The organism is Gordonia effusa NBRC 100432, from assembly GCF_000241305.1.
GTDB classification, from domain to species: Bacteria; Actinomycetota; Actinomycetes; order Mycobacteriales; family Mycobacteriaceae; genus Gordonia; species Gordonia effusa.
In genome coordinates this window covers 20938-47154 of record NZ_BAEH01000106.1, presented here as the reverse complement: position 1 = coordinate 47154, position 26217 = coordinate 20938, and the positions used below count along the sequence as shown (strand labels likewise).

Here is a 26217-nt window from a genome sequence, read left to right as displayed (position 1 = left end):
CCGAACCGCATCGACTACGAACAGGTTAGGTGTTAACTCCACTTCGCTTCGGTCGCGCCGTGAGAACGCGCGTTGGCGACGACGACGTCGTGTACCCATTGGGCCAACCCAGGAGCCTGATCGTCGTAGTAGCGAGTGAAGCGCTCGTCGGCGAGATACATTTGCGCCAAACACCATTGCATTTCATAACTGCAGTCGTAGTGAGCGTCGATGCTCGCGCGATGCGCCTGGGCGATCGCGTTGGCCTCGTCCGTTCCGGGCTCCACGCCGGACCGAAACGCATTAGCCATCCGGGCGAGCAGGGCATCGCTCTCATCTTTGAGCCGCTGCCAATCCTGCTTGGTGTAGTTGGCCGAGCGCTGTTGACTTTGCTTCCACGCGTCGGTGTCACCCCAACGCTGTTCGGCCTCGGCGGCGTATTCGTCGCCGGGCCAGTTATCGCCGAAGATCTCGGCCTGTTCTTCGGTGGTCAGATTGACCCCGATCTTCTTGCTGTTCATCATCTTCTCCACTGCGCCGACCATGTGTTGCAAGTGACCGATCCTCTGCTGCAGCAACTCATGCTGACGTCGCAGATGTGTCATCGCATCGGCGGACGGATCGTCGAGCAGGGTCGAAATCTGCTCGAGCGGAAAACCCAGTTCACGATAGGTGAGCACCTGTAATAGGCGTTCGACGTCGGCGTCGGCGTAGAGCCGGTAGCCAGATGCGCTGCGTCCCGACGGCGCCACCAGACCGATCTCGTCGTAGTGGTGCAATGCGCGAACGCTCACGCCGGTCAGCTTGGCGACATCGCCAACGGTGCGGGCTTTCGTTTCACTCACGACGACCACCTTCGAGCCTCACGTCGCGTGAGGGTCAAGACCTATTTGGCGACTAGGCCGAACGCGTCGTCACCCTTCACGCATTTGGCCAGCACACCGGCGGTTTGGGTTGGGCCGCAGTCCCAGCCCGACACGGTCTGGTTGGTACCGGTAGCGATCTTGGGCCCGTATTCACCCGCGATCTTCTTGGCGGTATCGCAGGTGACCTTTCCGTCGAGGATGACGATGGTCAAGGCCCCATCGGGCCCCTTGGTCAGACCGCATTGAGCGCCCGCGACAACTGGCGTCTGTCGCTCAGCCGGGATCGACGATGGTGGCGGTGCGGGTTTACGACCCCCGACGGTGCTGGCAGCAGTACTCGACGTCGTGGTCTGAGCCGAGGGGGCCGACGTCGTCGTCGACGAATCGGTGGCCTGCTCCTCGCTACCGCATCCAGCGGCGACAACGCAGAGGGCACCGACGGCGAGGGCCGAGGACAGGAATTTCGCGACGCGTGACATGGGGTCAAGGATAACGAAGCGCGGCGCCGAGTTTGGGGATCGGGCGGATTACCTGGGAAGATGCTGGCCGTGACTGCTCCTGCTGAACAACAAGACGGCAATAGGCCCGGTTTCACCTATGGCACCTCACTCCCGGGGACGCTGGGCCGTACCGGAGTCATCTCGACGCCGCACGGTGAGATCGCCACGCCGGCCTTTGTGCCGGTGGGAACCAAGGCGACCGTGAAGACGGTGTTGCCCGAAGCCGTTGCGTCGCTCGGCGCGCAGGCGGTCCTCGCGAATGCGTATCACCTATACCTGCAACCGGGTTACGACATCATCGACCAAGCGGGCGGCCTCGGTGCGTTCATGAATTGGGCGGGCCCGACCTACACCGACAGCGGCGGCTTTCAGGTTATGTCGCTGGGCGCCGGGTTCAAGAAGGTCATCTCGATGGACGTGTCGGGGCAGCAGGATGATGGCAAGATCGCCGAAGGTCGTGAGCGACTTGCCCGCGTCGACGACGACGGGGTGACCTTCAAATCTCACCTTGACGGTTCGGCGCATCGTTTCACACCGGAATTGTCGATGCGTATACAGCACGGCCTGGGCGCCGACATCATCTTCGGCTTCGACGAGTTGACAACTTTGATGAATACCCGTGGCTATCAAGAGAATTCGCTGGAGCGAACTCGACTCTGGGCGATTCGTTGCCTCGCTGAGCACAACCGCCTGTCGGCCGAGCGGGCACATCGGCCGCAGCAGTCGTTGTGGGGAGTCATCCAGGGCGCGCAGTACGAGGACCTGCGCCGAAAAGCCGCACGCGACCTCACCGCGATGTCGGAACAAGATGTGGCCGATGGCGGAAAAGGCTTCGGCGGCTTCGGGATTGGCGGCGCGCTGGAGAAGCAGAATCTGGGCACGATCGTCGGGTGGGTGAATTCCGAACTGCCGCAAGACAAACCAAAACATCTTCTCGGCATTAGCGAGCCCGACGATATCTTTACCGCCATTGAGAATGGTGCCGACACCTTCGACTGTGTATCGCCGACGAGAGTTGCCCGCAATGGTGCGATCTACTCCCTCGACGGCCGCTACAACATCACTAACGCCCGGTTCCGCACCGACTTTGGGTCGTTGGATCCGGAGATCGAGAACTACACCTCGCAATACTCGCGGGCCTACCTGCATCACCTCTTTAAGGCCAAAGAAGGGCTGGCGGCGACACTCGCGACGTTGCACAACGTGTCCTTCGTGATCAACATGGTCGACGGCGCTCGTCGGGCGATCGAGAACGGCGACTACTTCGAGTACCGAGACGCGTTCCTGGGTAGGTACTACGCGGGGAAAACGCCGTAGCGGGCCGGTTTCGCAGGTCAAACGCCGTCGAAGATCCAGGGGCCGCGGGGAAGGCGGCTTGGGTCGAAACGCGAGACCGCGTCAGACGGTGACAGCGCGTCATCTCCCGGTCGCGCCATACCTAAGGACTGCCAGATGGCGGCGAGAACCTTCGTGGTCGGAGTGCCGGCGTCGCGCAGGTCGGCCAAGGTGACGGCGCCGTCTCGTTTGGACAATCGAATTCCCTTGGCGTTCAACACCATCGGCACATGTACGTAGGTCGGTGGCCGATGGCCTAAGAGCGATGCGAGATAGGCTTGTCGCGGCGCCGACGAGATCAAGTCGTCGCCGCGAACTACTTGGTCTATGCCGAACGCGGCGTCGTCGACCACGACCGCGAGGTTGTAGGCGGGGGTGCCGTCGTTGCGGCGAATCACGAAATCATCGACGGCTCCGGCGTATTCGCCGTGTAATTCATCGGAAATGGTGAATTCGGTGACGTCGGAGCGGAGCCGGATCGCCGGCGGACGCACTTCGCGTCGTTCATTCCGTTGTGCCACGGTGAGATTCGCGCAGGTTCCCGGGTAGGCGCCGGGTGGAGCGTGTGGCGCGGTCGGCGCATCGAGGATCTCCCTGCGAGTGCAGAAGCATTCGAAGGTGCGATCATCGGTGGTCAATCGCGCGACGACATCGTCGTAGATGGGCAGCCGCGTCGTCTGATAGGTCACCGGCGGTTCCCAGTCGAGACCGAGGGAGTGCAGATCGTCGATCTGTCGTTGGTCCGAACCAATGGCGGTGCGGTCGAGGTCTTCCATTCGGAGCAGGAAGCGGCGGTTGGTGGTCCGGGCGAATAGCCACGCGAGCAGTGCTGTCCGCAGGTTGCCGATATGCAGGTCGCCCGACGGTGAAGGAGCGAAGCGGCCGGCAGGCGACGGGACAGACAAACCGTGGCGCACCCGGGAAGTATCCATTGCCTCGACCCTACAAGTGCAAGGATAGTAAGCGTGGATCTCCCCGTAATGCCGCCCGTAGCACCGATGCTCGCCAAAGCCGTGGCCAAAGTACCCGCACAACCCGACGAACCGGCCTATTCCTACGAGCCGAAATGGGATGGCTTTCGCGCATTGATCTTCCGTGATGGCGGCGAGGTCTTCATCGGTTCGCGCAGCGGCAAGGATTTGGCCCGGTACTTTCCAGAGGTAGTCGCGGCGGCCAGGGAACAGTTGCCAGAGAAGGTAGTGGTCGACGGCGAGATCGGAGTGCCGGCACAGGTCGGCAGTGTTCATCGGCTCGACTGGGACTCGTTGTCGCAGCGCATTCATCCCGCTGAGTCCCGGGTGAATATGCTCGCCGAAACCACACCGGCCATCTTCATCGGCTTCGACGCGCTGGCGCTCGGAACGACAGACGTGACCGGCGAGCCGTTCTCCGTGCGACGCGCGGCATTGCTCGATGCCATCGGTTCGACCGACAGTTCGTCAACATTGCGGGTCAGTAGGGTCACCGCCGATCCGGAGCGGGCGACCGAGTGGTTCTCCGCGTTCGAGGGAGCCGGCCTCGACGGTGTGGTGGCCAAGCCGGTGGGTAGCCCGTATCTGCCGGGTAAGCGAGAGATGTTGAAGGTCAAGCACAAACGGACCGCTGACTGTGTTGTGATCGGATACCGCGTACATAAGAGTGGAACCGGACTCGGGTCGATGTTGCTGGGGCTCTACCAGGACGGCGAGTTGCGGATGGTCGGTGGATCGGCGGCCTTCAGCGACGCGAAACGTGTTGAGTTGCAAGAACAATTCGAGCCGATGCGACTCGACCCGGAGAAAACGGCACCGGGTGAGGTTAACCGGTGGCGGTCGTCGGCTACCGGGGAGTGGATTCCGATCCGCCCCGAACTCGTCGCCGAATTCGCCTATGACCAAATGGAAAGTCATCGGTTTAGGCATACCGTCAAATTCCTTCGCTGGCGTCCGGACCGCGAACCCGAAAGTTGCGGCTACGACCAACTGGAAGTGCCTCTGACCTATGACCTCCATGATGTGTTGGAAGGAACCTCCTGATGGCTACCCCCGCCGAACAGCTCGACGTCGACGGCATCTCGGTGCGAATGAGCAACCCGGACAAGATCTATTTTCCCGAACTCGGTGAAAACGGTGGCCGCAAAAGGGATTTGGTCGGCTATTACCGGCAGATGGCACTGGCAGGGCCGTTGATGGCCGCACTGCGTGATCGTCCGACTTTCTTGCAGCGATTCCCGGACGGAGTCGAAGGCGAGCAGATCTATCAGAAGCACATCGCGAAGAAGCGGCCGGAACATGTTGAGTCCACCCGGATTACGTTCCCGTCGGGACGTACCGGTGACGCTATCCGACCGCGAGTTCCGGCCGATGTCGTGTGGGCGGCGAATTTGGGGACGTTCACATTTCACACCTGGCCGACCGTGCAGCCCGACAATGACCACCCGAATCAGCTTCGGATCGACCTGGACCCTTCTCCCGGTACGGATTTCGAGGATGTTCGCCGCGTTGCCGTCGACGTTCTGAACCCCTTGCTCACCGAGTTGGGGTTCACCGGATTCGCTAAGACGTCGGGTAGTCGCGGTATCCATGTGTACGTGCCGATCGAGCCTCGGTGGGATTTCATCGCGACCCGGCGCAGCGTGATCGCACTGGCACGCGAGCTCGAGCGTCGAGATCCCGAGCGCATCACCACGTCGTGGTGGAAGGAGGAGCGGGGTAGTCGGATCTTCATCGACTTCAACCAGAACGCCCGCGACCGGACGATGGCGTCGCCGTATTCGGCGCGGCGGACCCCCACCGCGATGGTGTCGACGCCGGTGACCTGGGACGAACTGGTCGACGTCGATCCGCGCGATTGCACGATCGCGACTGTTCCCTCGCTGGTCGAGAAGCGCGGCGATCCGTGGGCCGAAATCGATTCCGCGGCAACGGGAATCGAAGCGCTCTTGGAAATGGTGCAGCGCGACGAGGCTAACGGGCTCGGCGATATGCCCTATCCGCCCAGCTATCCCAAGATGCCGGGGGAACCGCCGCGAGTGCAGCCGAGTAAGAAGGTCGCCGAGCACTGGGATGACCAGGGCAACCGAATCGCGGAGTGAGCACGCGGGACCATAGTCCCTTCCTCCCCACGGGCAGGTAAGGCTAGGCTCCGCGTATGAGACGTTCGGTGGTAGCAGTCCTTGGTGTGCTGGTCGGACTGGTGGGTGTAGCACCAGCGGTGGTTTCGGCCGCACCCGCTACGCAGGCCGCGCACATCGCGGTACTTGCCGCTGACGGTAAGACACCGATCGGTCGAACGCAGATTCATCCAGGTGACGAACTCGTCGTTCGTGGTCACGGATTCAATCCCGATGCCAACAAGTTTGGTCTGCCCGTTCCAGTTCCGCCGGGCGTTCCGCATGGCACCTTCATCGCGTTCGGTGCGTTCGCGCCGCTTTGGCAACCGTCCAAAGGTGCGCCCGAATCATCGCGTGCGGCAACGCGTTCGGCGGTGAAATGGGCCCTTTCGCCGGCGGCGCTGGCGAGGGTTCCCAGCGCTCCGTTCGACATGAATCGCACCATTCGGCAGCAATGGGTTCGGCTGAACGCCGACGGCTCGTTCGTCGCGCGGATAAGGACCACCACGCCGAAGGGGATCCCGGCCAATGCACGTTTCGGGGTCTACACCTACGGAGCAGCGGGTGCGGATAATGCCGCGCAAGAGCGGTATGTACCAATCAATTACAGCACCGCGGCCGGACCCAACACGCCTAAGCCGGCGCCGCGCAATCTGGTCTGGGCCTACTCGCCGACTTTCCATCAGCGGATGACCAAGACCGCGCAGGGAGGCTTGGCGGCATCGGACGGCGCCAGCGTTGGCGACGATGGAAAGCTAACCTTCTCATTGCGCGACAAGAAGATTCGTGGCGGGAACGGAGTTCTCCGATACCGCGGCACGGTCGTCGCATACACGCGGTTCCACCTTCTCGAGTTCGCGATGGCCGACCCGCAGATCGTCGTGCGCGGCGGTCGAGGCGTGTTGAGTATGCGAACCTCGACGACGAATATGAATGGAACCGATGCTCTGCGTCGCATCGATATCGCCGACGTCGACCTGCGCGGTCTGACCGCTGATGGCGAGATCACCTCGGCGTCGGTACGGTTCCGTCCGGGTATCCGGCCCGAGGCGTTGGCGTTGTTGAGCACCGGAGCGGCATCACCGCTGACGTTGCGGTCTTAGGCAGATTGCTGGGTACCGCGCATACCTATTGCCCGACCTGTCGCGAACGTCGCGGCGAGCACCATGATCACGAGAACTAACACCACGATCCATGTTGGGGTGGTGGTCGAATAGTCGAATCGGTAGGCGGCGCCGACGCCGGCCAAGGTTGCGATGACGCCGCCGACCGGAAGCAGCGCCGCGGTTGCTTTGGTGGTCGCCGTTGCGGACTCATCGCCGACAATCCGAAGGACGGCGAACACCGCGGCGAGTGAGAGCACATATGCCAGAACCGCACTCACCGGATAGACCACAAAGATCGGAGCGTCGCGGGCCCAGGTCGCGTCGTTGAATGCGCCGCCGACGAGAACCAGGGTGGGAGACATGCCGATGGCGGTGCCGAGTAGGCCTGCCGCCGTGACACGGGCGATCCGATTGTGCGTCGCGCCGACCGTCCGCAAGCCGACCAGCCACAGCGTAGCGCCGACCAATAGGCCCAGAATCGCGCCGCCAGCGGCGACCTCCAGATAGCTCCAGTCGCCGAGATCGCTGCCGCCGACAATCACGTAGGTGGCGAATACGTTGGCCGATTGGCCTTGGATTGCGGCGGCACCGAGTAGTGCGAGCAGAGAACCGAACAGGGCGAATCCGGTTGATTGTCGAATCATGAAAGCTATCTTGACTCATCGAAATGAGAAACACCCGCTACCGGGCAAGGTGAACGGGCGTTTCATCTGGCGGAGGATAGGGGATTTGAACCCCTGAGGGCGTTAACCCAACCCGCGTTCCAGGCGAGCGCCATAGGCCACTAGGCGAATCCTCCAACCTGGGAATGATAACCGCCCAAGGTGTCGGAACCCAAAACGGCCACGTCGGACCCCACCGCGTAAGCGGTCTCAGGTCTACCGTCTACACTGCTAAACGGATCCCGCGCGGCGTGCATCCTGTGAACTCCCCCAGGGCCGGAAGGCAGCAAGGGTCAACGGGCTCTCTCGGGTGCGCGGGGTCCCCTATCTCTACTCCCACCACCGCTGCACTGTGTCTTCGCTTGCGAGAGGCCCTGAAAAGTCGTGAACTTTCACTCGATGAGCCCTGATGAACTTCGCACCATCGCCGATGACCTGAATAAGCAGTACGAACGCCTCCAAGCCGCCGGGCTCAAGCTCGACCTCACCAGAGGGAAGCCGTCACCCGAGCAACTCGACCTCTCCAACGACCTACTGTCGCTGCCCGGCGAGGACTACCAGGACTCGACCGGTGTCGACTGTCGTAACTACGGTGGTCTCGCCGGACTCACCGACATTCGTGTCATCTTTGGCGAACTGCTCGGCGTTGCACCCGATCGTCTCCTCGCCCTGGGCAATTCGAGCCTGGAGATCATGCATGACCTGACGGTGTTCGGGCTCCTGCATGGCACCGCCGGATCGTCGACGACGTGGGGCGCGCAAGGTCCGATCAAATTCCTCTGTCCGAGCCCCGGCTACGACCGTCACTTCAGCATCGCCGAGGCCTATGGCATCGAGATGATTCCAGTGCCCATGCTGCCCGACGGTCCCGACGCCGAGGTTTGTGCCGAACTCGTCGCCTCGGACCCAAGCATCAAGGGGTTATGGGCGGTACCCACCTACTCCAACCCGACCGGTGCCACCTTCTCCGCGGAAACCACTCGACGTCTACTGGAAATGCCGGCCGCCGACGACTTCCGCATCTACTGGGATAACGCCTACGTGGTGCACACGCTGGTCGACGCCGCACCCGAACCACTGCCGGTCCTCGAATGGGCCGCCGAGGCCGGTCATCCTGATCGTGTCTATGTGCTGGGTTCGACGTCGAAGATCACGTTCGCCGGTGCCGGAGTGTCATTCTTTGGTTCGTCGAAGGCCAACGTTGACTGGTTCACCGCCCACGCCTCGGCCAAGTCCATCGGCCCGGACAAGATCAACCAGCTACGTCACGCGAAATTCTTCGGCGACGCCGACGGCGTGCGCGCGCATATGGCACGTCATCGCGACCTGCTGGCGCCGAAATTCCGCGCCGTGCTGGAGATCCTCGAATCCCGCCTCGCCGATTCCAAGGTCGCGTCCTGGACCGAGCCCGAGGGTGGGTACTTCATCAGCCTTGATGTCCTGGACGGTGCCGCCGCCCGCACCATCGAACTGGCGAAGCAGGCAGGTATCGCACTGACCGCTGCCGGGTCGACTTACCCCTACAAGAAAGATCCGCACGACCGCAATATCCGCCTCGCCCCGACCTTCCCGCAGATCGACGACCTGAAGGTCGCGATGGATGGTGTGGCGACATGTGTTTTGCTGGCCTCCACCGAGGTGTTGCTGGAATCGCATTGATCGCCAGATCTGCGCGTGCATAGCCGACAATTTTGATGTGACGACCGACCACATATCGAGAACCCCGCCGGTACGGCGCCTCACTTCGCCCAAAGCCGTCGTCGCATTCGTATGTGTTGGCCTGCTGGCGTGGTGGCTGCAAGACGTCATCATCCCGTTCTCGAAACCGCTGTGGGGGCTTTTCGACTATCAACTCGACCTCGACGTGTACCGCGCCGGGGCGCGGACCGTCCTCGACGGTGGGAATCTCTACGAGGCAAAGCTTCTCGGGCAGATGGATTACACCTACGCGCCGATCTCGATGATCGTGTTCATCCCGTTCGCGTTGATGTCATTCGAAGCCGCGCGGATCGTTTGGTCGGTTGCCATCTTGGTCGCCCTGTACCTGGTCATCATGTTTGGCTTCAAAAGCCTTGGGCACCAAGTGAATTGGCGTTTGAGGATCGTCGCGCTTTCTCTGGTCTCCGTGATGTTATTGCTTGAGCCGGTGCGTACGACGGTCTGGTACGGACAGATCAACGTTTTTCTGATGTTGCTCATTCTCGCGGACCTGTTGCGGCGCATGCCATCTGCTCAACGAGGCAGTGCGACGAGTGAGGCGGCCGAGCCGAGGTTGTCCGGCGTCGCAACAGGTTTCGCCGCCGGAATAAAGCTGACTCCGCTGATATTCGTGCTCTATCTGGTTCTGCTTCGACGCTGGCGGGCGGCGTTCGGTGTAATTGCGGGATTCGCCGCGACGATAGTCGTCGGCTTTGTGATCTTCCCCAGCGAATCCTGGAAGTTCTGGACGCAGACCATGTTCGACTCGAACCGGGTGGGAATGCCGCAAACCACGGGCAATCAGTCCGCCCGTGGCGCGCTGGCCAATCTCATCGGCACGGACTCGCCGAATGTGCTGTTGTGGTTGGCCACGGCGCTCGCCGCGCTCATCCTCGGGATGTATGCCGCCGTGCTCGCACATCGTCGTGGGCAGGAGTTGCTGGCTCTGGTGCTGGTGGGGATGACCTCGTGCGTCGTCTCACCGATGTCCTGGGGACACCACTGGGTGTGGTTTGTACCGCTGGCCGTCTTCGGCATCAATCTGGTCTTCGACGCCGCGCTGTCCTGGCCAAGGCGAATACTGGCCGCGATCGCGTTGGCCGGTGGCTTCCTGGCGTCATTCGCCTGGCGCGAGCATTTCGCGTTCTCGATGTGGCTTGTCAATCAAACAGTGCCGGAATCGTTTCTGACCGGTTTGTTCTTCAAGAACGGCATCACCTGGTTGCGGTGGTTCACCGTAGACCCATACAACTGTGTCTTTATCGCAGTCGCGGTCGCGACGATCGTCGTGTGTAGAACGTCGTCGGGTAAGCGCGCTACAGATTCTTCAGCGCGGCGAGGTATCGCTTGGTGATCAGTTTCTGGGCGATCTGACCTGCCGGACCGCCCAATTTGGTCAAGACCGACTGGTGTCGGGAAAAGGCGCGAACTTCGAACTCGATGAGTCCGTCGTCGAACTGCCGGAGACCGAAGAGTTCTTCACCGCTTTCCGGATGGCCCGGCAACGTTCCGTAAGTGAAGGCGACATGGCGCGGCTCGTCGAGCACATCTATCACTCGCACCGGCGCCTTCATGCCGATAGGGCCCACGCCAATGGTGAGTCGGGCGACCGTGCCGGCCGCGATGGTCGGCGACGACGATGCGACCCGGATACCGGATCGAAGCTGCACCTGCCACGACAGCAACGCTTCGCGGGCTTGTCTAAAGTATTCGTCTCCGCTGCCGATAATGGCCGCTGCTTGTAGATGGTGGTAGTCCACAGGCATTTCCCGGCCCGCTGCGGTGGCTCCGACCTCGGAGTAGGTGAATGCATCGGCGTCCAGTTGCTTGACGACTTCGGATGACAACTGTTCGGCGGTTTCCATGAATCAACTATAGGGCACCCGTCCAGCTACTGTCTCAGTCAGGTTCTCCGGCCGGTTGTCGCTGGTACAGGCGTTCCAAACGTGAGTGAATCTGCCCACATATTGGTGCAAATGTTCGGTTTTAGAGTGGCTGCCTGCCTATACCGGGTGTACTGTCTGAGATGCAAGACCCCAGATCATTGACCACCTACGGAAAGGCTGTGGTAATGGACGCTCGCACTGTAGTCGTAGATGTGGCGGACATGCTGGCGCGTCGCGTAGTTACCGGGGAATATGCGCCAACGACGCTCATGCCGTCCGTTCGGCAAGTGGCCGAAGAATTCGAGATCAACCGCGCAACGGCACAACTCGTGCTCGGCCGTTTGGAATCGCAGGGCTTCGTGGACGCCAAGCGCGCCAAGGGATTTGTTGTGCGCGATGTCCGGGTCGACGGCGGCATGGAAGTGTACTGCCGTCTTTTCCAATTGTCGGTGACCGCGTCGCCGGGGATCGCTAGCGAGATGTTCGAGGAGATGGTCGAGAGCCAGCGGCAGATTCTCGCCGACGCGTTCCTGGCTTATACGGCGATGTGCGACGAGGGGTCGCTGCGCCAGGGTGACCTGCACGACGACGTTGATCGGCTGGAAGCTCTCGCGCGCGCCGAAGAACCTGACCACGTGGCGATTCTGTCCTTGGAACTCGCTCTGATCCGTCGAATCATGGGCACCACCGGGCAGGCGTTCCAACGGGCGACGCTCAACTCGATCGGCGCGACGATACTTTCTGTTCCAGAAGCAGTCGCGGCCTACTTCGCGGTGTCGCCCGACCTGCATGTACTCATGTGGCGTGCGATGGCGGCTGTCTGGGATTCCGGTAGCGCTCCCTCGGACGCCCAACTCGCGTTGTTCGACGATCTACTCGGGCTTTACCACCAGCGGGTCCTGTCGAAGTTCGACGAGATCGTACTGCCCGCCGAGCAGGTGGACGAGGAAGTGGCTATCGACTTCGCGACTGCTTGACCAGTCTGGAAGACATCTTCGACGCCCGGGAGCATCCTTAGGATGCTCCCGGGCGTTTTGTTTCTCTGCGTATGCGGCCCACAACACAAGACCGCCTCGGCCCATCAGGACCGAGGCGGTTTGGTTTTGACGAATTCTACTTCGCGCTGACCTGGCTCAACGCCGGCGCTGCTCCAGCGGCTTTGCCGCTGTCTTTTGGAGCGGCAGCCTTGGCTGGGACCTTTTCCCAGCTGTAATCGCTGTACGGGAACTTCCGGTTGCCCCGGCTGGCTTCGAAGAAGCCCGACGGGCGGATGTAGGTGCTATGACCGTGCGAGTTCCGGTAGTACGTGGGCACGTGCGCGTTCAGATCTGCCAGGTAGAAGTTGATCGCACGGTTGTTGTGCAGAATCTTCTTGTGGTACGCGTCCGCCGCCGCGCGATGAACTTCGACCAACGTGGCATCTCGGCGCTTTGCCTCGGTGATCGCACGAATGGCATGATCGGCCGTCATTTCGACGAATGCGTGCCATCCGCTGCCGGTCCACGAGTAAGGGCCAACGAGCATCCACCGGTTTGGAATGCCATGCACCGACGCGCTCTGGTATGCCTGCATCCCCTCCTTGGTGTAGAACTCGCCGAGGTCGAATCCCTCACGGCCGACGATCGACCCCGTGAGGTAGGTCTCGGGATCGGAGAAGACGTCGTAGCCGGTAGCCAGGACAATCATGTCGAAGTCATGCTCGACGCCATCGCGCGTCTTGATGCCTTTGGCGGTGACCGTCTCGATGGGGTCGGTAATCAAAGAGACGTTGCTGCGGTTGAACGCCTGCAGGTATCCGTTGGACATCGTCGGACGCTTGGCGATGACGCCGTAATTCGGAGTCAGCTTCTTGGCGGTCTCAGCGTCGCGAATAAACAACTTCAGGAATGCGGCGTATCCCTTGATCGCTACCTTGTCAAAGGCCGTCAGAACTGGCTTCACGATCGCGAGAGGTACCGATACCGCCGCGCGAAGCGCAAGGTCGATGACGACGAGCGCCACGCTTTCACCGGCCCCGACCAAGCCTGGAATCTTCAAGACACCTTGCGCTGCCTTGGGCATCGGACCGTCGGGCTTGATTGGTGCGCACCACACGGGGGTCCGCTGGAATACCGAAAGGCTGCCAACGTCTTTGGCGATGGCCGGAATGATCTGGACCGCGCTGGCACCGGTACCGATGACGGCGACCTTTTTCCCGGTGAGATCCCACGAGTAGTCCCAGCTCGTCGGGCGCTGAATCTTTCCCTTGAATTTGGAAACTCCGGGGATATTCTCAGCCTTGGGCCGGACGAACGCGCCAACCGCGCTGATAACGAAGCGAGCGGTGACAACCTTGCCGGACGAAGTATGTAGCTTCCAGTAGTGTCCCGCGTCGTCCCAGATTTCCCGCTCTACATCTGTGTTGAACATGGCGTGCTCATACAACCCGTATTCGCGCGCGACGTCTTGGTGGTACTGCTTGACCTCCGGGCCAAAGGGAAATAGCCGCGACCAGTCATGCTTACGCGCGAAGCCGAACTGGTAAGCGACACCTGGAATGTCGACCGCGATCCCCGGATACTGGTTCAACTGCCAGCTACCGCCGAAGTTGTCCGATCGCTCGATGATCACGTAGTCGTTGATCCCCGCTTTGCTGAGCTTCACCCCGGTAGCGATGCCGCCAGGCCCCGCTCCGATGATGGCCACCTGATAGTCAGGGGCTGCCGGGCCCTGCGGATCGCCACCTGGTGCGTCCTTCGGGGTCGGGCGTTTCTTATCGTTGACCGTCGTTGTCATGTTATCCCTCCGCGCGTGGCGTTTTCTGAGTTACAGTTATACTGTCCCAGACAGAAGCGGAGGATGCAATGAAGCAGGTTGGAACAGCGGTATTCGGGTCGTCGGTGCAGGTCGAGGAGGTAAACCGCGCAAGCGTTCTTACCAAGTTGGCCAATGTGTTCGGTCCGAGGACCGCACTTCCGGTCCTTGATCTCCTCGCCAAGACCGGAATCACACTGGGTAAATACGGGCTGTTTCCCAAAGCGCTATTCGCGATCTCGAGCACGACCGACGCGCCAGCCGCCCTCCTCGTGCCGCCGCGGGGCACTCGACGTCGGCTGACTGATTTCGGGCGCTTCCGGGCTGAGTGGGTGTGGAATAAGCAGCAGGGAGATCCGCTGGAGCGCCGGGATTCGGCAATTCTTTACTTCCACGGTGGCGGTTTTGCCTCATGCGGACTGAATACGCACCGACGGCTCGTCGCCAAGATCGGCAAAGCCAGCGAAATGCCGGTGTTCAACGTCGACTATCGACAGTTGCCGCATCATTTCGTCGAGACTCTTGCTGACGGAGTTGAGGCATATCGGCATCTGTTGAACCTTGGGTTCGACCCGAAGCGGGTGGTTTTCGCCGGTGACTCCGCCGGCGGTGGCTTGGTATTCCGGGTGGCATTGGCCGCGAAAGAAGAAGGGTTGCCAGTGCCGGGTGGGATCGTCTCGATCTCGCCGTGGGCCGACCTCGACTGGAAGATCCGAAACGCTCATCCCAATGTTCGACGGGACCCGATTCTGCCGGCCAGTGTGTTCGAGTTCCTGAGCAGGCAGGGGTATCTCATCGATGGCGAGTTGGACCCGATGTGGTCGTCGGTGAACCACGACTGCACCGGTATGCCCCCGGCTCTGATCCAGGTCGGATCTACCGAGGTCTTCCTGCCGGATGCCGAGCAGGTGGCGAAGCGCTACGGCGAGGCCGGTGCGCCGATGCAGTTCCAGATCTGGGATCGCGCGATCCATGTGCATCAGGCGGGGTCAGACATCTTGTCCGACGCGCGTGCGGCGGTTCGCGAAATCGGTGCGTTCAACAAAGAGGTGCTGCGTAGCGCCAATTACGTCGAATACTTCGACGACGAACCGGCAGAGAAGAGTGACACGGCCAGCGTCAACTGACTTGACCCCGGTCAGGCTCGACCGCGGTCCGTGCTGAGAAAGCCGCGTTGAAGCCGGGGAGGAGATGGTCGATCTCATCGCGGAAGTGCCCATGAGCATTCAACTGGCAGATGAGCCCGGCGCATGCCATCGCGACGCGTAGGCCGACAGCGAGTTCGGGTGGCAGTGCCAGTTGTCGGACGACATTGTCCAATTGAGGCGATGCGAAGACTTTGGCCTGTCCACGAAGCCAGTCGTTCGTGTAGGTGAATGAGTCGCTGGCGAGTGGCTCGAATACCGTCTTGAGTTTATCGGCGATTTCATCAATGTCGGTGTCCGACAGGATGATTCGATATTCGCGGAGTCGTGACTCGAGTGCTGCCGGGTCGGTTCCGTCGATGAACAGTGACAAGTCGTGAAGCATCGCCATGCTTTCATCCGACAGTCGCGCGCAGGCACCGAAGTCGATGACGCCGAGGCGCCCGTCAGATGTCACCAGGAAGTTCGCCGGGTGGGGGTCTGCGTAAAGCAGGCCGCACCGCTGAGGTCCGGAAAAACTGAACCTCACGAGCTGGACTCCCACCCGGTCGCGTTCGATCTGAGTGCTGTGCCGAATCGTGTGATTCAGCGGAGTCCCGTCGAGCCATTCGGTTATCAAGGTGTTCTCGTATTGCGCAACGACCTGCGGCACAAGGAAATCCGGGTCGTCGCGGTAAGCGTGCGCGAAAGCTCGCTGGTTCTCGGCCTCGCGGGCATAGTCGAGTTCTTCGCGAACACAGGCGGATAACTCGTCGATAATCGCCGCAGGATCGGTATTGGGGAAGACCGCGTACATCAGGGCGGATAGTCGTCGAATTGCAGTCAGGTCGTCTTCGATCACTCCCCGGATACCGGGGTACTGGACCTTGACCGCCACCTCTCGGCCGTCATGCCAGATCGCGTGATGGACCTGACCGATAGATGCGGCGGCGGCTCGCCGGTCATCGAAACTGCGGAAATTGTCGCGCCAATCAACGCCGAGGTCCCCGGCGAGCACCCCGTGGACGGCACCGGGCAGCATCGGCGGAGCCGACGCGAGAAGTCGATCAAGGGCGTCGCGATAGTCGGAGCCCAGATCGTCGAATAACGCGGGGTACACCGCTGCCAAGATCTGCGCGAGCTTGAGAGCACCGCCCTTGAGTTCGCCGAGTACGTCGAAGAAGTGTTGAGCGGTGCGCATCTCGATGTCGCGTGCCACTTCCTCGCGTGAGCGTCCGAGGACAACCCGGCCCACGCCCGCCAGTCTGCGCCCCGCGTAGGACGCGGGCAATGTCGCGAGTTTTGCCGAGCGAGAGTATTTCCCGTGTCGAAGCTGTTTTTGGCCTGGCGTGTGCTTAACCACCGGGAACTTCCTAACGCTAAATCCCTTGAGATTTCGTATCTCGAAGGGATTATAGCGTGCTAAAGAGCCTGGTGCGTAGCCGTAGTGCAGACGTTCTCGCGACTCTGTCGGCTACCGCATAATCGCCTTCATGAACACCGCTGCATCGTTGGCCGCCTGGTAGACCGTCCCTCGGTGGTCTGAGGCGTAAAGGTGCAGTTGGAATGGTTGTCGGTGCAGCGTAAGTTCGGCGACCAGCGACGCTGGCAGAGTTATAGGTACGTCGATATCGAAAAGCCCGTGGCCGAGGAAGATCGGACGGTTGTAGCCCTCGCCAGGCGTCCGCATATAGTCACGCAACGCCCCGTAAATGTTCGGAAGGGTGATGACCGGCCAGCTGAACAGGGAGCCGAGGCTGTGGGCGGCCAGAAACCCGGACAGGATGCCGTTGCCGGCCAAGTAGTCTTCGAAGTCGGACAGGCACATCTTCTCGGCCTTGTCGGCCAGCCGCAGCCCGAGCGGACTGAGGATGCTGTTGACTCGTAGATCTGGTCGGGCATCTCGGAAGCCGGCAATGATGTAGATCAGGTATGCCGTCAACGCTTTAGTGACCGGGATTGGCGGCACAAACGGGGCGCCGAAAAGGAGGAACAGTTCAACATTCGCCGGCGTGCCGGTTGCGACGACGCCTCGATAGTCCAGCTCCGGACCGAATTCAGTCGCGTATCGGGCACCGTTCATTGCGGCTCCGGCACCCTGTGACTGACCGACCAAAGCCCACTTACGCGAGAGTGGCAGGTTCATCTGCTGCGATGCTTTGACGGAGTCGACGAGGTTATGCGCTTCGACCCTGCCGTTCAGATAGCTCATTAGTCCCGGGGTGCCCAGGCCGGCGTAGTCGGTGCCGAGGACCGCGTAGCCGCGCTTGAGCCAATGGGAGAAGTAGAAGACCTGGCGTTCGTTGACCGGCTGTGCCGACGGCGTGCAGTTGTCGCCAAGTCCGACGGTGCCGTGCGCCCAGGCGATGATCGGCCATCCTCCGGCGGGAGGTTCGCCCTTTGGTAAGAACAGCGCGGCGGTGCTGACCGCGGGCCCGCGTTGATTCTTCGTGGAGTACAGCAGGCGGTAGGCTGCGCTTGCGGCTGGGAGTGACAGCTCGGCGTCGAGCGGCACTTGTTTGATTAAAGTGCCGCCGGCCGGAATGGAATCATGATAATTCCTCGCGTCCAGACCCGACCAATCTGGTCGGGTCTGGGCGGAGGCCGGTGACGTGAAATGAACTAGCGCCACCGATATTGCGATTGCGACAATGGAGCATCGCCGAAGTATTGCGTGTGTAGGCATTTTCAGAACCCCCGATTCTGTTTGTTTGCCTGCCTACGCTACTACAAACAGAGCGTCACCATGGTGGTAAGCGCAGCAACAATTAGTACCGCGAATAGCGACACAATTACTAAGCCGCCACGTGTCGGTGGCTCTGCCTCCGGTTCGATCGCGGATCGATCGTCCACGCCCCATGGCTCCATCACAGCTACTCCTCGAGTCCGACTTTTGCGTACACTTTCTTAGCCCATTTCGGCGACCACCAGCACCAGTCGCCGAGAATTCGCATCACCGCGGGGACCAGCATCATTCGGATGATGGTGGCATCGAGAATCAATGCGGCGATCATTCCATATGCGATGTATTTCATCATCACGATATTGGACAAACCGAACGCACCGGTCACGACGATGAGAATCAATGCGGCAGCCGTAATGATTCCACCTGTGTGGGCGATTCCGTACCGAATACACTCGGGGGTGTCATAACCCGCTCTTCGTCTCTCGGCCATTCGTGACATCAGGAATATCTCGTAGTCGGTGGATAGCCCGAAAACGATCGTCACGATTATGATCAACACCGCGAACATCAACGGCGACGGAGTGAAATTGAGGAGATCTGCTCCGTGTCCGTCATAGAAGATCCACGTAATCACGCCCAGCGTGGCGGTCAAACTCAGAATGCTGATCAATATTGCCTTGATCGGCAGCACGAACGACCCGAACGCGAGGAACATCAGAATGAACGATGCCACGCCCAGGATTACGAGCAGTAGCGGCAGCCGATCGATGAGGCCGTTGATGCTGTCGCGTTCGAGTGCGGGAGTTCCAGCGATCAGGATTTGCACTCCGTCCGGCGGGGCCAGCTTGCGCAGACCCTTGAGAACAGCGTCAACCGAGGTCGGGTCTTCTCGATTCTTCAACCCCGCGGTGAAGAGTGTCACGCCTTTCTCCGGCTGTGTCTTCGCTACCTTGAACTCGGCGGCGAGCCCGGTCCGGAGCTGCCGATCTTGCTCGTGTCCAGGCTCGAAACTCGCAGCCCGCCGGATCGCGGTGACGACCTTATTGTCACTGGTTCCCACCACGACCAACTTCAACGGCTCGGTACGCTCTCCAGGGAACAGCGCATCGTATTTCTCTTGCGCCACTCGCGCCGGATTGTCTGGTGCGAGGTACTTTTCGCTCAAGCCGCCGAACTGGACGTTGAAGAACGGAATGATCAGACCTGCGAGGACCAGGATGATCGGCACGGCGACCAGTACTGGACGTTTCATCGACCAATTGGCCAGACGTGACCACAGGCCCGCATCGATCTCTTCTGCCGTCTTTGTCCTACGCAGCCACTTGAAGCCGAGGCTATCGACCTTGGCCCCGAGGATTCCGAGAATCGCGGGCAGTACGGTGATCGAAAGAATCGCGGCGAGAACTACGGTAGCGATCGCGCCGTAGGCCACTGACTTCAAGAACCCTTGCGGGAAGATGAGCAACCCGCCGAGGCACGCGACGATAATTGTGGCCGAGAACACGATGGTTCTGCCTGCCGTTGCAACTGTCACCCGAACAGCATCCGCGGTAGACGCGCCCTCGGCTATCTCTTCTCTGAAACGACTGACGGTAAACAATCCGTAATCGATCGCGAGCCCGAGGCCGATTAGCGTGATCACTGAACTTGCGAAGACATTCACGTCGGTGAAATGCATGATCATACGCACGATGCCGGTAGAACCGAGAATGCTGAGCCCACCAATGAGCACAGGCAAGGAGGCTGCCACTGCACCGCCGAAGACGATGAAAAGCAGCAACGCCACCAGGGGCAGCGCGATGATTTCCATTCGCTTGACGTCTTCGTCCATTCCCGACTGCATAGCGTCGGCGACGGGGATTAGGCCCGCGATTTGCAATTGCAGGCCATCAATGGCGAGCTTATCCTTGATTTCATCGTAATACTTCAGCGTTTCGGTTCCACCGTCACCTTGCAGGCCGATGCTGGCGTAGACCTGTCTATCGCCATGCGATAACCGTTTCGCTGCGAAACTGCTGTCCCAGTAGCTATCCGATCTCTTGACGGTGGTTGGATTGTCCTTGACCAGGCTTGAGTAGAGCGCTTTACCGCGTGCGGCTATTTCTGGGTCGTTGACCGACTTACCCTCGGGTGCGGTATAGAGCGCGATAACGTCGGCATCGGTATCGCGCCCAAATGTGCTGTCGGTAAGCTCTGAACCCGCAACTGATTGACTTGTGTCGTCGAACCACCCTTCCTGACTCAGGTGCTGCGTATAGTCTTTGCCGTAGAGGCCAAGACCCCCCATTGCCAGGACGAACACCACAATTACGATGAATCGGAAGTCGTACGCCCTTCGGCCTATCTTGGCGAACATTTAACGCGTCACCGCTCCTTATTTATTCGCAGGCCTTGGACTTGTAATCGGCCATCTGAAGAATGGCGCATACGTCATTCTTGCTGACTCGCCATTTGCCATCCTGTGCGATGAAGATGACCTGAGCGGTGCGTTCGGAAGCTTCGGTTCCGTCCTTTTGGAGCCAGAATGTTGCGGTGAGAGTGCCGTCACCCTGTTCCTCGACGGGGTCTTTGATTCCGTATTTCGCGCCCGGATTCTCGTCCATCGCCTTGAACAGGTCGGGAATGTTGGACTTGAACGCGTTGCCGTCCTCGATCAGATCGAGTCGCTCTTTGTCGGGGAGGCCGCGCTTGAGGACCGAGCGCATCTGCTTCTCCAGCTCCGCCGCGGTCGGCACGGGAGGTGTTCCCGTCGGGTCGCCGGCCTTTGACGAGGTCGCGGAATTCTGTGTCACCTGGATTGTCTCAGGCGAGTTCTCCACGTTGGACCCGCACGCACTTAACGTGACAACCAGTGCTGCCGCCGCGATAACCGGGATGTTTCGCACCCTGCGCATTTGCTCCTCTTTCCTCTAACGATGGCCCCAGCCCCACTGTCTCAGCCAGGGCTACCCGCCAGTACGGATCTGGGGTATGGTGTGCGCTACAGTACAGGACTGAATGCGACGTTCGCCACAGTAATCGACACACTGTCACAGACACTGAGGTCAGCGCGTACGGATGAGAGGAGGACCTAGCGCATGGAGTTCCCGCGGCCCGAGACCGAGCAAAACGGTGGTCGGTCATCGGTTGTGCGCGCGGCGGTAGCGCTGTTGGTGGTTGTGGGCCTCGGTATGTCGTTGGTGTGGTGGTTCTCGGCGAATCGCGGTTCGCCACCACCTGTGATCGTCGTCGCTGGGGAGTCGACGTCGAAAGCACCACCAAGTTCAAAGAAGCGGCCGAAACCATCGAGTTCCGCGGCGCCCGCAGTGACGATTCCGCCAGTGCCCGCGCCGCTGCCGGAAGGGGCTGGTTACACAGCCGCGCCGCTCAGCGAGCGGCCCGATATGTACACGATGCATGGCGGGAGTAACTACGGCTGGTGGGCTGATCAGAACGCGCAGTGCGATCAGTGGGACCAAGGAATGATTGTTGGACGAACGCCGGAGATTAAGTACTCGGTGTGCAAGGCCAAGGGTGGTGGGGCCTATTTCAAGGGTCTGATTCTGGTCGATGCCACGCCGATCAGAGCCTCCGGCGCTGCCGGCGGCACTGACTTCGCCGGGTCTGGCGGGGGAGTCTCGGTGGTGTTGACCAAGTCGAAACTGACACTTGTCAGAGGGGGAGTGAAGAGTGTTTACACCGTGGTTCAGCGATGGGTGGCGCCCAGGTGAGCGTTGATACTTTAGAACCGCCCCAGACAGTTGGCCGAAATCTTCCCCAGCTACTGCTGCGTTTGCCCTTCCTGCTTTTCGATTGGGTGAAACGAACGATAATCACCTCCGTTGGCACCCTCGGTCGGCTGGTCTTGCTCGTCATCGACACCACTGCAGGTTTGGTGGGCGACATCGTCAGGCTGAAGCACCCGTGGCGAGAAACGCTCATCCAGGCGTGGTTCATGATGAGTGTCTCGATATTCCCCGCGGTCCTGATCGCGATTCCATTCGGAGTGATCGTCCAGGTTCAGGTTGGCGCGCTTGCCGCACAGGTGGGGGCGACTTCGCAGGCGGGAGCCGCAGGCGGTCTTGGCGTTATTCGGCAGGGAGCGCCGATGGTTGCCGGAATCTTGCTCGGTGGCGCCGTTGGCGCCGCAGTCGCCGCAGACCTTGGAGCTCGCAAGATTCGGGAAGAGATTGATGCCATCCGAACGATGGGTATTAATCCCAACTATCGAATGGTCGCTCCCCGCATAGCGGCGATGCTCCTGGTGGGGCCTCTGCTGTGCATTCTGATCATCTTCGTTGGAATGTCGACCATCTACGTCACGACGCTCTTGCAGGGCGGCGTGCCAGGCGCCTTCTTCAACTCGTTCGCCGCATTCGCGTCAACCCAGGATCTGATTATCGCGATCGGAAAGACGATCGTCTTCGGGGTGGTGGTGGTTTTCGTCGCAAGCCAACGGGGCTTTGAAGCCAAGGGCGGACCTAAAGGCGTGGCCGACGGTGTGAACGCTGCGGTCGTTATCGGGGTTATGTCGACATTCGCGGCGAACCTTCTGATTACCCAGCTATTGTCGATCTGGATTCCGGAGCAACTCTTATGACATTGGAACCGTCTAAGTACCGGCCGCTGGGTACCCGGCATATCGAAAAAGCAATGCTCGCGACGTCGAGCCCGGTCTTGCGACTCGGACACCAGCTCAATTTCGCCTACTTGGCACTCAAAGCGATTCCACTGACGATCTCTCGATACCGCAGGGAAACCGGTCGAGTATTCATCGACATCGGTTTCGGCAATGGAAAGCTGATCGTGGGTGGCGGCACCGTTGGCGTCGTCGTATTCATGGGCATCATGACCGGCGCGGTGATCGGTATCGAGGCCTTCAGAGTCCTCGACATGTTGGGAATGGGGCCGCTGGTCGGTTTCATCTCGTCGTTCGCGAACACCCGTGAACTCGCACCGCTTATCGCCGCCATCGGATTTGCCTCACAGGCGGGCTGTCGAATCACCGCCGAGGTCGGCGCGATGCGGATCTCGGAAGAGATCGATGCACTCGAAGCTACCGCGGTCCGTCCTATCCCGTTCGTCGTCACGACGCGCGTACTGGCCGGAATCCTGATCATCGTGCCGGTCTACCTTACGACCCTGGCCTGCAGCTACTTTGCTACATCGTTCTTCATCAAAGTTATCCACGGCCAATCCGGCGGCACGTATAACCACTATTTTCAAGCATTTCTGGCGCCTAGTGACATCTTCTTGTCTTTGATCAAGGCCGTTGTCTTCGTCGTGATGGTTATCCTTATCCATTCATATTTCGGGTTCTACGCAAATGGTGGACCCGAGGGTGTTGGTGTGGCATCGGGACGGGCAATTCGGGCCAGCTTGGTGCTGGTGGTGGTGGTGGACATGATGTTGACGTTAACGCTGTGGGGTCTGACCGGCGATATCAGAGTGACGGGGTGAGGTATGAGTCAGTATGAAGATCCATCGGGGCGGGGTATCAGTACGCGTCAGATGTACGTTGTCGGACTTGTCGGCGTCGCTGTCCTGGCGATAATAGCCGTGGCCTTTTCTTCCTATGCCCGCGGAAATTTCACCCCTCGCTTCGAGTTCACGGTTGAAGCGCAGCAGTTGGGTGAGGGCATCGTGGCGGGCTCCGATGTCAAAATGAATGGTCTAAAGATCGGTCAGGTAGTGGAAGTCGAAACGAAAGGCGCGACAAGCCAGCGGCTGGTCATCGGTATCGAGCCGTATGCGTCCAAGAACATCGCAACCAATATCCAGGCACGGTTCGTTTCGTCGAATACACTGGGTATGTCGTCGGTCGAATTGTTCTATCGAGGTGCCCCCGGGCCCCAACTCGCCGAGAACGGAACCATCACGCTGCCGGCCGACAGTAAGACCGTCACTGTGACGTCCATCTTTCGCAAGATTACGACGACACTTGGCAGAGTCAAGACTGACAACGCTGGGACGCTGGCGGACACATTCATGTTCGAAGGCGGCAGTGCCGGAATAGCGAATATCATCCGTACCGCGATTGAACTCGGGCAGACCAAGGTCGGGAACAAGACGCTGATAGAGCAAGACCCCCGACCCATTATCGATATGGCCGACGGCATGGTGACGGAGGGGGCGCGGCTTCTCGCCGAAGCCTTGGGAGGCTACCGAACGCTCGCACCTAAGATCAATCATCTGCTGAACCAGCCGGACAATATCGATGCGGTGGTTAAGTTCATCGGCATGATCATCGGTGATGCCGGGTCGATCTTCCGCCGAGGCGGAGACAACGTCACGAAGATTATTGATGCCATCATCAGTATCGGCGAGCCTGTCGGAATCGCGTTCAGAGGTGCAAATGGATTCTATCGAGGAGTGCCGAAACTGATTGATCGGATCGACAAGACCTTTGTTAAGAACTCGAATGGCACAGTCTCGATGAAGCTTCAAGTGATTTTGGCCAGTATGCCCTATCTTGCCGGCGATCCGGCAGCGATTGGGGGTTCGCGATGAATTCACTTAGAGGCTCAATTCTTAAACTGGGAATCGCTGGTGTCGTCATCTTATTAATGGGTGCGTTGCTCTGGACCGCATTGCAGACTCCGGTCAAGGGAAAGGTGTCCGGATTCACCGCGATGATCGGTGATGTGTCGGGGCTTACCAAAGGTGCAGATGTCCGGATGGCCGGAGTTCAGGTGGGTAAGGTTACCGATATCGTCCTAGACGGTACGGTCGCGAAAGTTTCGTTCAGCGTTCGCGATGACCAGACGGTCTACGACAACACGCAAGCCGCTGTACTCTTCCAGTCCCTCGTGGGCCAGCGTTACCTTGCCCTGCTGCAGAAGGACCGGCCGGGATCCGTCTTACAACCTGGATCGGTGATACCGATCGAGCGCACACAGTCATCGTTCGACATCTCGGAGCTGTTCGATGCCGTGCGTCCGATTTTCGACACTATATCGAGCGGCACTGTCGACAAGTTCCTGGAGAATCTACTTCTCGTCATGTCCGGAGACGGCCGGGGACTGGGGCCGGTAATGGACGATCTCAACACGATCATCGGAGTCGCAGGCAATCAGATCCCGCTCGTTAACGCAATCGCAGACAATATGGATGCGATAGTCGCCAAGTTCGACGGCAAGGCGCCACTCATTGATAAGTTGCTTGGACAGGCGCTAGACCTCGTCAAGACCGTCCACGGCAGACTGGATTTGCTCAGAGATCTCGTTGACAACGGTGTTCCCGGCCTGAAGCTCCTGATGCCTTGGCTTGACGGAGTTCTGGCAATCTACTACGACAACTTCGCGGGATTTGAACGGTTGTACAACCGTTATGTCCCAGCCGTGGCAGTGACGATCGTGCGGCAAAGCCTGGCGGCAATTCCACTCGTTGTGAAAACGATTAGCGGGCTATTCCTTACACCAGATGCCGGGAAGAAATTGAACTGCCTCACCCAACTCCCGATACCTATGACCATCCTCATTGGGACCGAGCGGATGAAGGCGTGCCAATGAAATCGAGAGCAGCGCAGGCACAAAACCGCTTCGAACTGCGGGTGGGTATCGTCGCCCTACTGGTGACCATCGTCGCACTGCTGGTAGCAGCCGGTACGGCAGTCATTCCGTTTGGTGAGAAGGTCTACCGAGCCGAGTTCAACTCTTCGGGCGATGCCCGGGTGGGTGACGAAGTCAGAATCGCCGGAATTCCTGTCGGCAGTGTCCGTGGGATCAAACTTGTCCGCGATCACGTTGAAATCGAGTTCTCAGTAGACGGGAAAGTTCGGCTGGGCGAAGAAACTCACGTGGTCATCAAGCTGCTGACGCCGATCGGCGGCCGCTATTTCGATGTCAAACCGGCGGGCAAAGGGACGGCAGACGGGAAGTTGATCCCTCGCGAGTACACAAGCACCCCTTACGACCTGTCATCCGCGCTGGAAGTCGCTACACCAGCATTGATGAAACTGGATGCGTCCAAGCTGCGTAAGTCGATATCTAAACTGGCCGGCGCGTTCGAAAATAGGCCGAACGACTTCAATATTCTGCTGGGTCAGGTCAATAAACTTTCGGCCATCGTGTACCAGCGAAAGCAACAACTCGCGCGCGCGTTGCGAGTGAGTACAACGTATCTCGATGTAGTAATGGGCAAAATGGAACGTATTCGCGCGGCCGGCGATCAGATACTTGAGGTTTATCGAGAAGTGGCGCAGAGGCGCGAAGGAATTGTCGTCGTCGTGTCACAGGTTCGGCGGCTGTTCGACGCGATCACGGTTCCCATTCACCTCTACGACCAGCTTATTGAAGAACCGCTCTTTCAAGGCTTCGACATGATAGATAAGTCCGTCGTAGAGCTCTTGAAACATAAGAAAGAGCTGGACTTTGTTTCAAAAGAACTCGAGCCATTGTTGAGGTGGTTCGCCGGTAACAGTGAGAATCCGTACTTCACCGTGGACGACTCCAACACGACTATCACTGGTACGCCGTTGTGTCCCACTGGTCGGCCGGGTTGTTAAGGGGCT

24 protein-coding genes, 1 tRNA gene and 1 other RNA gene are annotated in these 26217 nt (G+C 59.9%); 15 read left to right on the top strand and 11 right to left on the bottom strand.

The genetic code is table 11. From position 1 onward, the window contains the following. Window positions 1-32: 32 nt before the first annotated feature. Together GOEFS_RS18565 and GOEFS_RS18560 are read right to left on the bottom strand one after the other, a co-directional pair. Window positions 33-833, bottom strand: coding sequence for a MerR family transcriptional regulator (locus GOEFS_RS18565; protein ID WP_007319484.1), 801 nt, complete (start codon window positions 831-833; stop codon window positions 33-35). A 32-nt stretch (window positions 834-865) separates the two neighbouring features. After that, a complete protein-coding gene (locus GOEFS_RS18560; protein WP_007319483.1) occupies window positions 866-1324 on the bottom strand; it encodes a hypothetical protein in 459 nt (152 codons plus the stop codon). Between the two features lie 60 nt (window positions 1325-1384). Between GOEFS_RS18560 and tgt the strand changes: the two genes are divergently transcribed. Continuing rightward, entirely contained in the window at window positions 1385-2662 is a 1278-nt protein-coding gene (gene tgt / locus GOEFS_RS18555; RefSeq protein WP_007319482.1) for a tRNA guanosine(34) transglycosylase Tgt, read from the top strand. Window positions 2663-2679: 17 nt separating this feature from the next. Here the strand turns inward: tgt and gluQRS are convergent, their stop codons facing one another. Further along, complete coding sequence (gluQRS, locus tag GOEFS_RS18550) at window positions 2680-3612, bottom strand: tRNA glutamyl-Q(34) synthetase GluQRS (protein WP_007319481.1); 933 nt, start codon at window positions 3610-3612, stop codon at window positions 2680-2682. A 33-nt stretch (window positions 3613-3645) separates the two neighbouring features. On the opposite strand from gluQRS, the gene GOEFS_RS18545 reads away from it, so the two are divergent. From GOEFS_RS18545 to GOEFS_RS18535, 3 genes are read left to right on the top strand one after another with little or no spacing between them, the layout of a single operon-like run. Further along, on the top strand, window positions 3646-4695 hold the full coding sequence (locus tag GOEFS_RS18545) for an ATP-dependent DNA ligase (protein ID WP_007319480.1): 1050 nt from the start codon (window positions 3646-3648) through the stop codon (window positions 4693-4695). Beyond that, window positions 4695-5753 (top strand): DNA polymerase domain-containing protein, encoded by a 1059-nt coding sequence (locus GOEFS_RS18540; protein WP_007319479.1) that lies wholly within the window; start codon window positions 4695-4697, stop codon window positions 5751-5753. The genes GOEFS_RS18545 and GOEFS_RS18540 overlap by 1 nt, the downstream gene beginning before the upstream one ends. A 56-nt stretch (window positions 5754-5809) precedes the next feature. Then, window positions 5810-6874 (top strand): HtaA domain-containing protein, encoded by a 1065-nt coding sequence (locus tag GOEFS_RS18535; protein ID WP_040525523.1) that lies wholly within the window; start codon window positions 5810-5812, stop codon window positions 6872-6874. On the opposite strand, the gene GOEFS_RS18530 is transcribed toward GOEFS_RS18535, so the two are convergent. Both GOEFS_RS18530 and GOEFS_RS18525 read right to left on the bottom strand, forming a co-directional pair. After that, window positions 6871-7521 (bottom strand): hypothetical protein, encoded by a 651-nt coding sequence (locus GOEFS_RS18530; RefSeq protein WP_007319477.1) that lies wholly within the window; start codon window positions 7519-7521, stop codon window positions 6871-6873. The two genes, GOEFS_RS18535 and GOEFS_RS18530, sit on opposite strands and share 4 nt — an antisense overlap. A 67-nt stretch (window positions 7522-7588) precedes the next feature. Next, window positions 7589-7676: transfer RNA gene (locus GOEFS_RS18525), tRNA-Ser, on the bottom strand. 97 nt (window positions 7677-7773) lie between these two features. On the opposite strand from GOEFS_RS18525, the gene ffs reads away from it, so the two are divergent. The 3 genes from ffs (at window position 7774) to GOEFS_RS18515 (ending at window position 10591) form a co-directional block, all read left to right on the top strand. After that, window positions 7774-7868: signal recognition particle sRNA small type (ffs, locus tag GOEFS_RS22960), an RNA gene on the top strand. 55 nt (window positions 7869-7923) lie between these two features. Then, window positions 7924-9198 carry an aspartate aminotransferase type Ic gene (locus GOEFS_RS18520; protein ID WP_040525522.1) on the top strand — a complete coding sequence of 425 codons (1275 nt, stop codon included), beginning with the start codon at window positions 7924-7926 and terminating at the stop codon, window positions 9196-9198. A gap of 52 nt (window positions 9199-9250) precedes the next feature. Further along, entirely contained in the window at window positions 9251-10591 is a 1341-nt protein-coding gene (locus tag GOEFS_RS18515; protein WP_050949968.1) for a glycosyltransferase 87 family protein, read from the top strand. Here the strand turns inward: GOEFS_RS18515 and GOEFS_RS18510 are convergent. Beyond that, entirely contained in the window at window positions 10554-11102 is a 549-nt protein-coding gene (locus tag GOEFS_RS18510; protein WP_007319474.1) for a DUF1990 domain-containing protein, read from the bottom strand. The two genes, GOEFS_RS18515 and GOEFS_RS18510, sit on opposite strands and share 38 nt — an antisense overlap. A 206-nt stretch (window positions 11103-11308) precedes the next feature. Between GOEFS_RS18510 and GOEFS_RS18505 the strand changes: the two genes are divergently transcribed. Beyond that, entirely contained in the window at window positions 11309-12100 is a 792-nt protein-coding gene (locus GOEFS_RS18505) for a winged helix-turn-helix domain-containing protein (protein ID WP_007319473.1), read from the top strand. 136 nt (window positions 12101-12236) lie between these two features. On the opposite strand, the gene GOEFS_RS18500 is transcribed toward GOEFS_RS18505, so the two are convergent. Further along, window positions 12237-13898: a flavin-containing monooxygenase gene (locus GOEFS_RS18500; RefSeq protein WP_007319472.1), complete on the bottom strand. Its 1662-nt coding sequence runs from the start codon at window positions 13896-13898 to the stop codon at window positions 12237-12239. A 68-nt stretch (window positions 13899-13966) separates the two neighbouring features. Here GOEFS_RS18500 and GOEFS_RS18495 point away from each other — a divergent pair, with 68 nt between their 5' ends. Further along, a complete protein-coding gene (locus GOEFS_RS18495) occupies window positions 13967-15043 on the top strand; it encodes an alpha/beta hydrolase (protein ID WP_007319471.1) in 1077 nt (358 codons plus the stop codon). Here the strand turns inward: GOEFS_RS18495 and GOEFS_RS18490 are convergent. The 4 genes from GOEFS_RS18490 to GOEFS_RS18475 all read right to left on the bottom strand — a co-directional run bounded on the left by GOEFS_RS18490 (window position 15036) and on the right by GOEFS_RS18475 (window position 20620). After that, entirely contained in the window at window positions 15036-16295 is a 1260-nt protein-coding gene (locus GOEFS_RS18490; RefSeq protein ID WP_050949964.1) for an ABC1 kinase family protein, read from the bottom strand. The two genes, GOEFS_RS18495 and GOEFS_RS18490, sit on opposite strands and share 8 nt — an antisense overlap. Before the next feature lie 219 nt (window positions 16296-16514). Continuing rightward, window positions 16515-17726, bottom strand: coding sequence for a lipase family protein (locus GOEFS_RS18485; protein ID WP_040525520.1), 1212 nt, complete (start codon window positions 17724-17726; stop codon window positions 16515-16517). 187 nt (window positions 17727-17913) lie between these two features. Next, window positions 17914-20082: an MMPL family transporter gene (locus tag GOEFS_RS18480; protein ID WP_007319468.1), complete on the bottom strand. Its 2169-nt coding sequence runs from the start codon at window positions 20080-20082 to the stop codon at window positions 17914-17916. Between the two features lie 22 nt (window positions 20083-20104). Next, a complete protein-coding gene (locus GOEFS_RS18475; protein WP_007319467.1) occupies window positions 20105-20620 on the bottom strand; it encodes a WKL family lipoprotein in 516 nt (171 codons plus the stop codon). A gap of 183 nt (window positions 20621-20803) precedes the next feature. Between GOEFS_RS18475 and GOEFS_RS18470 the strand changes: the two genes are divergently transcribed. The 6 genes from GOEFS_RS18470 to GOEFS_RS22640 are packed head-to-tail and all read left to right on the top strand — an operon-like array spanning window position 20804 to window position 26211. Continuing rightward, window positions 20804-21436: a hypothetical protein gene (locus GOEFS_RS18470; protein ID WP_007319466.1), complete on the top strand. Its 633-nt coding sequence runs from the start codon at window positions 20804-20806 to the stop codon at window positions 21434-21436. Further along, window positions 21418-22305 carry an MlaE family ABC transporter permease gene (locus GOEFS_RS18465; RefSeq protein ID WP_007319465.1) on the top strand — a complete coding sequence of 296 codons (888 nt, stop codon included), beginning with the start codon at window positions 21418-21420 and terminating at the stop codon, window positions 22303-22305. Before GOEFS_RS18470 ends, GOEFS_RS18465 begins: the two co-directional genes overlap by 19 nt. Then, window positions 22302-23165 carry an ABC transporter permease gene (locus GOEFS_RS18460; protein WP_007319464.1) on the top strand — a complete coding sequence of 288 codons (864 nt, stop codon included), beginning with the start codon at window positions 22302-22304 and terminating at the stop codon, window positions 23163-23165. Before GOEFS_RS18465 ends, GOEFS_RS18460 begins: the two co-directional genes overlap by 4 nt. Window positions 23166-23168: 3 nt before the next feature. Continuing rightward, complete coding sequence (locus tag GOEFS_RS18455; RefSeq protein ID WP_007319463.1) at window positions 23169-24215, top strand: MlaD family protein; 1047 nt, start codon at window positions 23169-23171, stop codon at window positions 24213-24215. Further along, a complete protein-coding gene (locus GOEFS_RS18450; RefSeq protein WP_007319462.1) occupies window positions 24212-25216 on the top strand; it encodes an MCE family protein in 1005 nt (334 codons plus the stop codon). The genes GOEFS_RS18455 and GOEFS_RS18450 overlap by 4 nt, the downstream gene beginning before the upstream one ends. Continuing rightward, window positions 25213-26211 (top strand): MlaD family protein, encoded by a 999-nt coding sequence (locus GOEFS_RS22640; protein WP_007319461.1) that lies wholly within the window; start codon window positions 25213-25215, stop codon window positions 26209-26211. The genes GOEFS_RS18450 and GOEFS_RS22640 overlap by 4 nt, the downstream gene beginning before the upstream one ends. The last annotated feature ends 6 nt before the right edge of the window (window positions 26212-26217 follow it).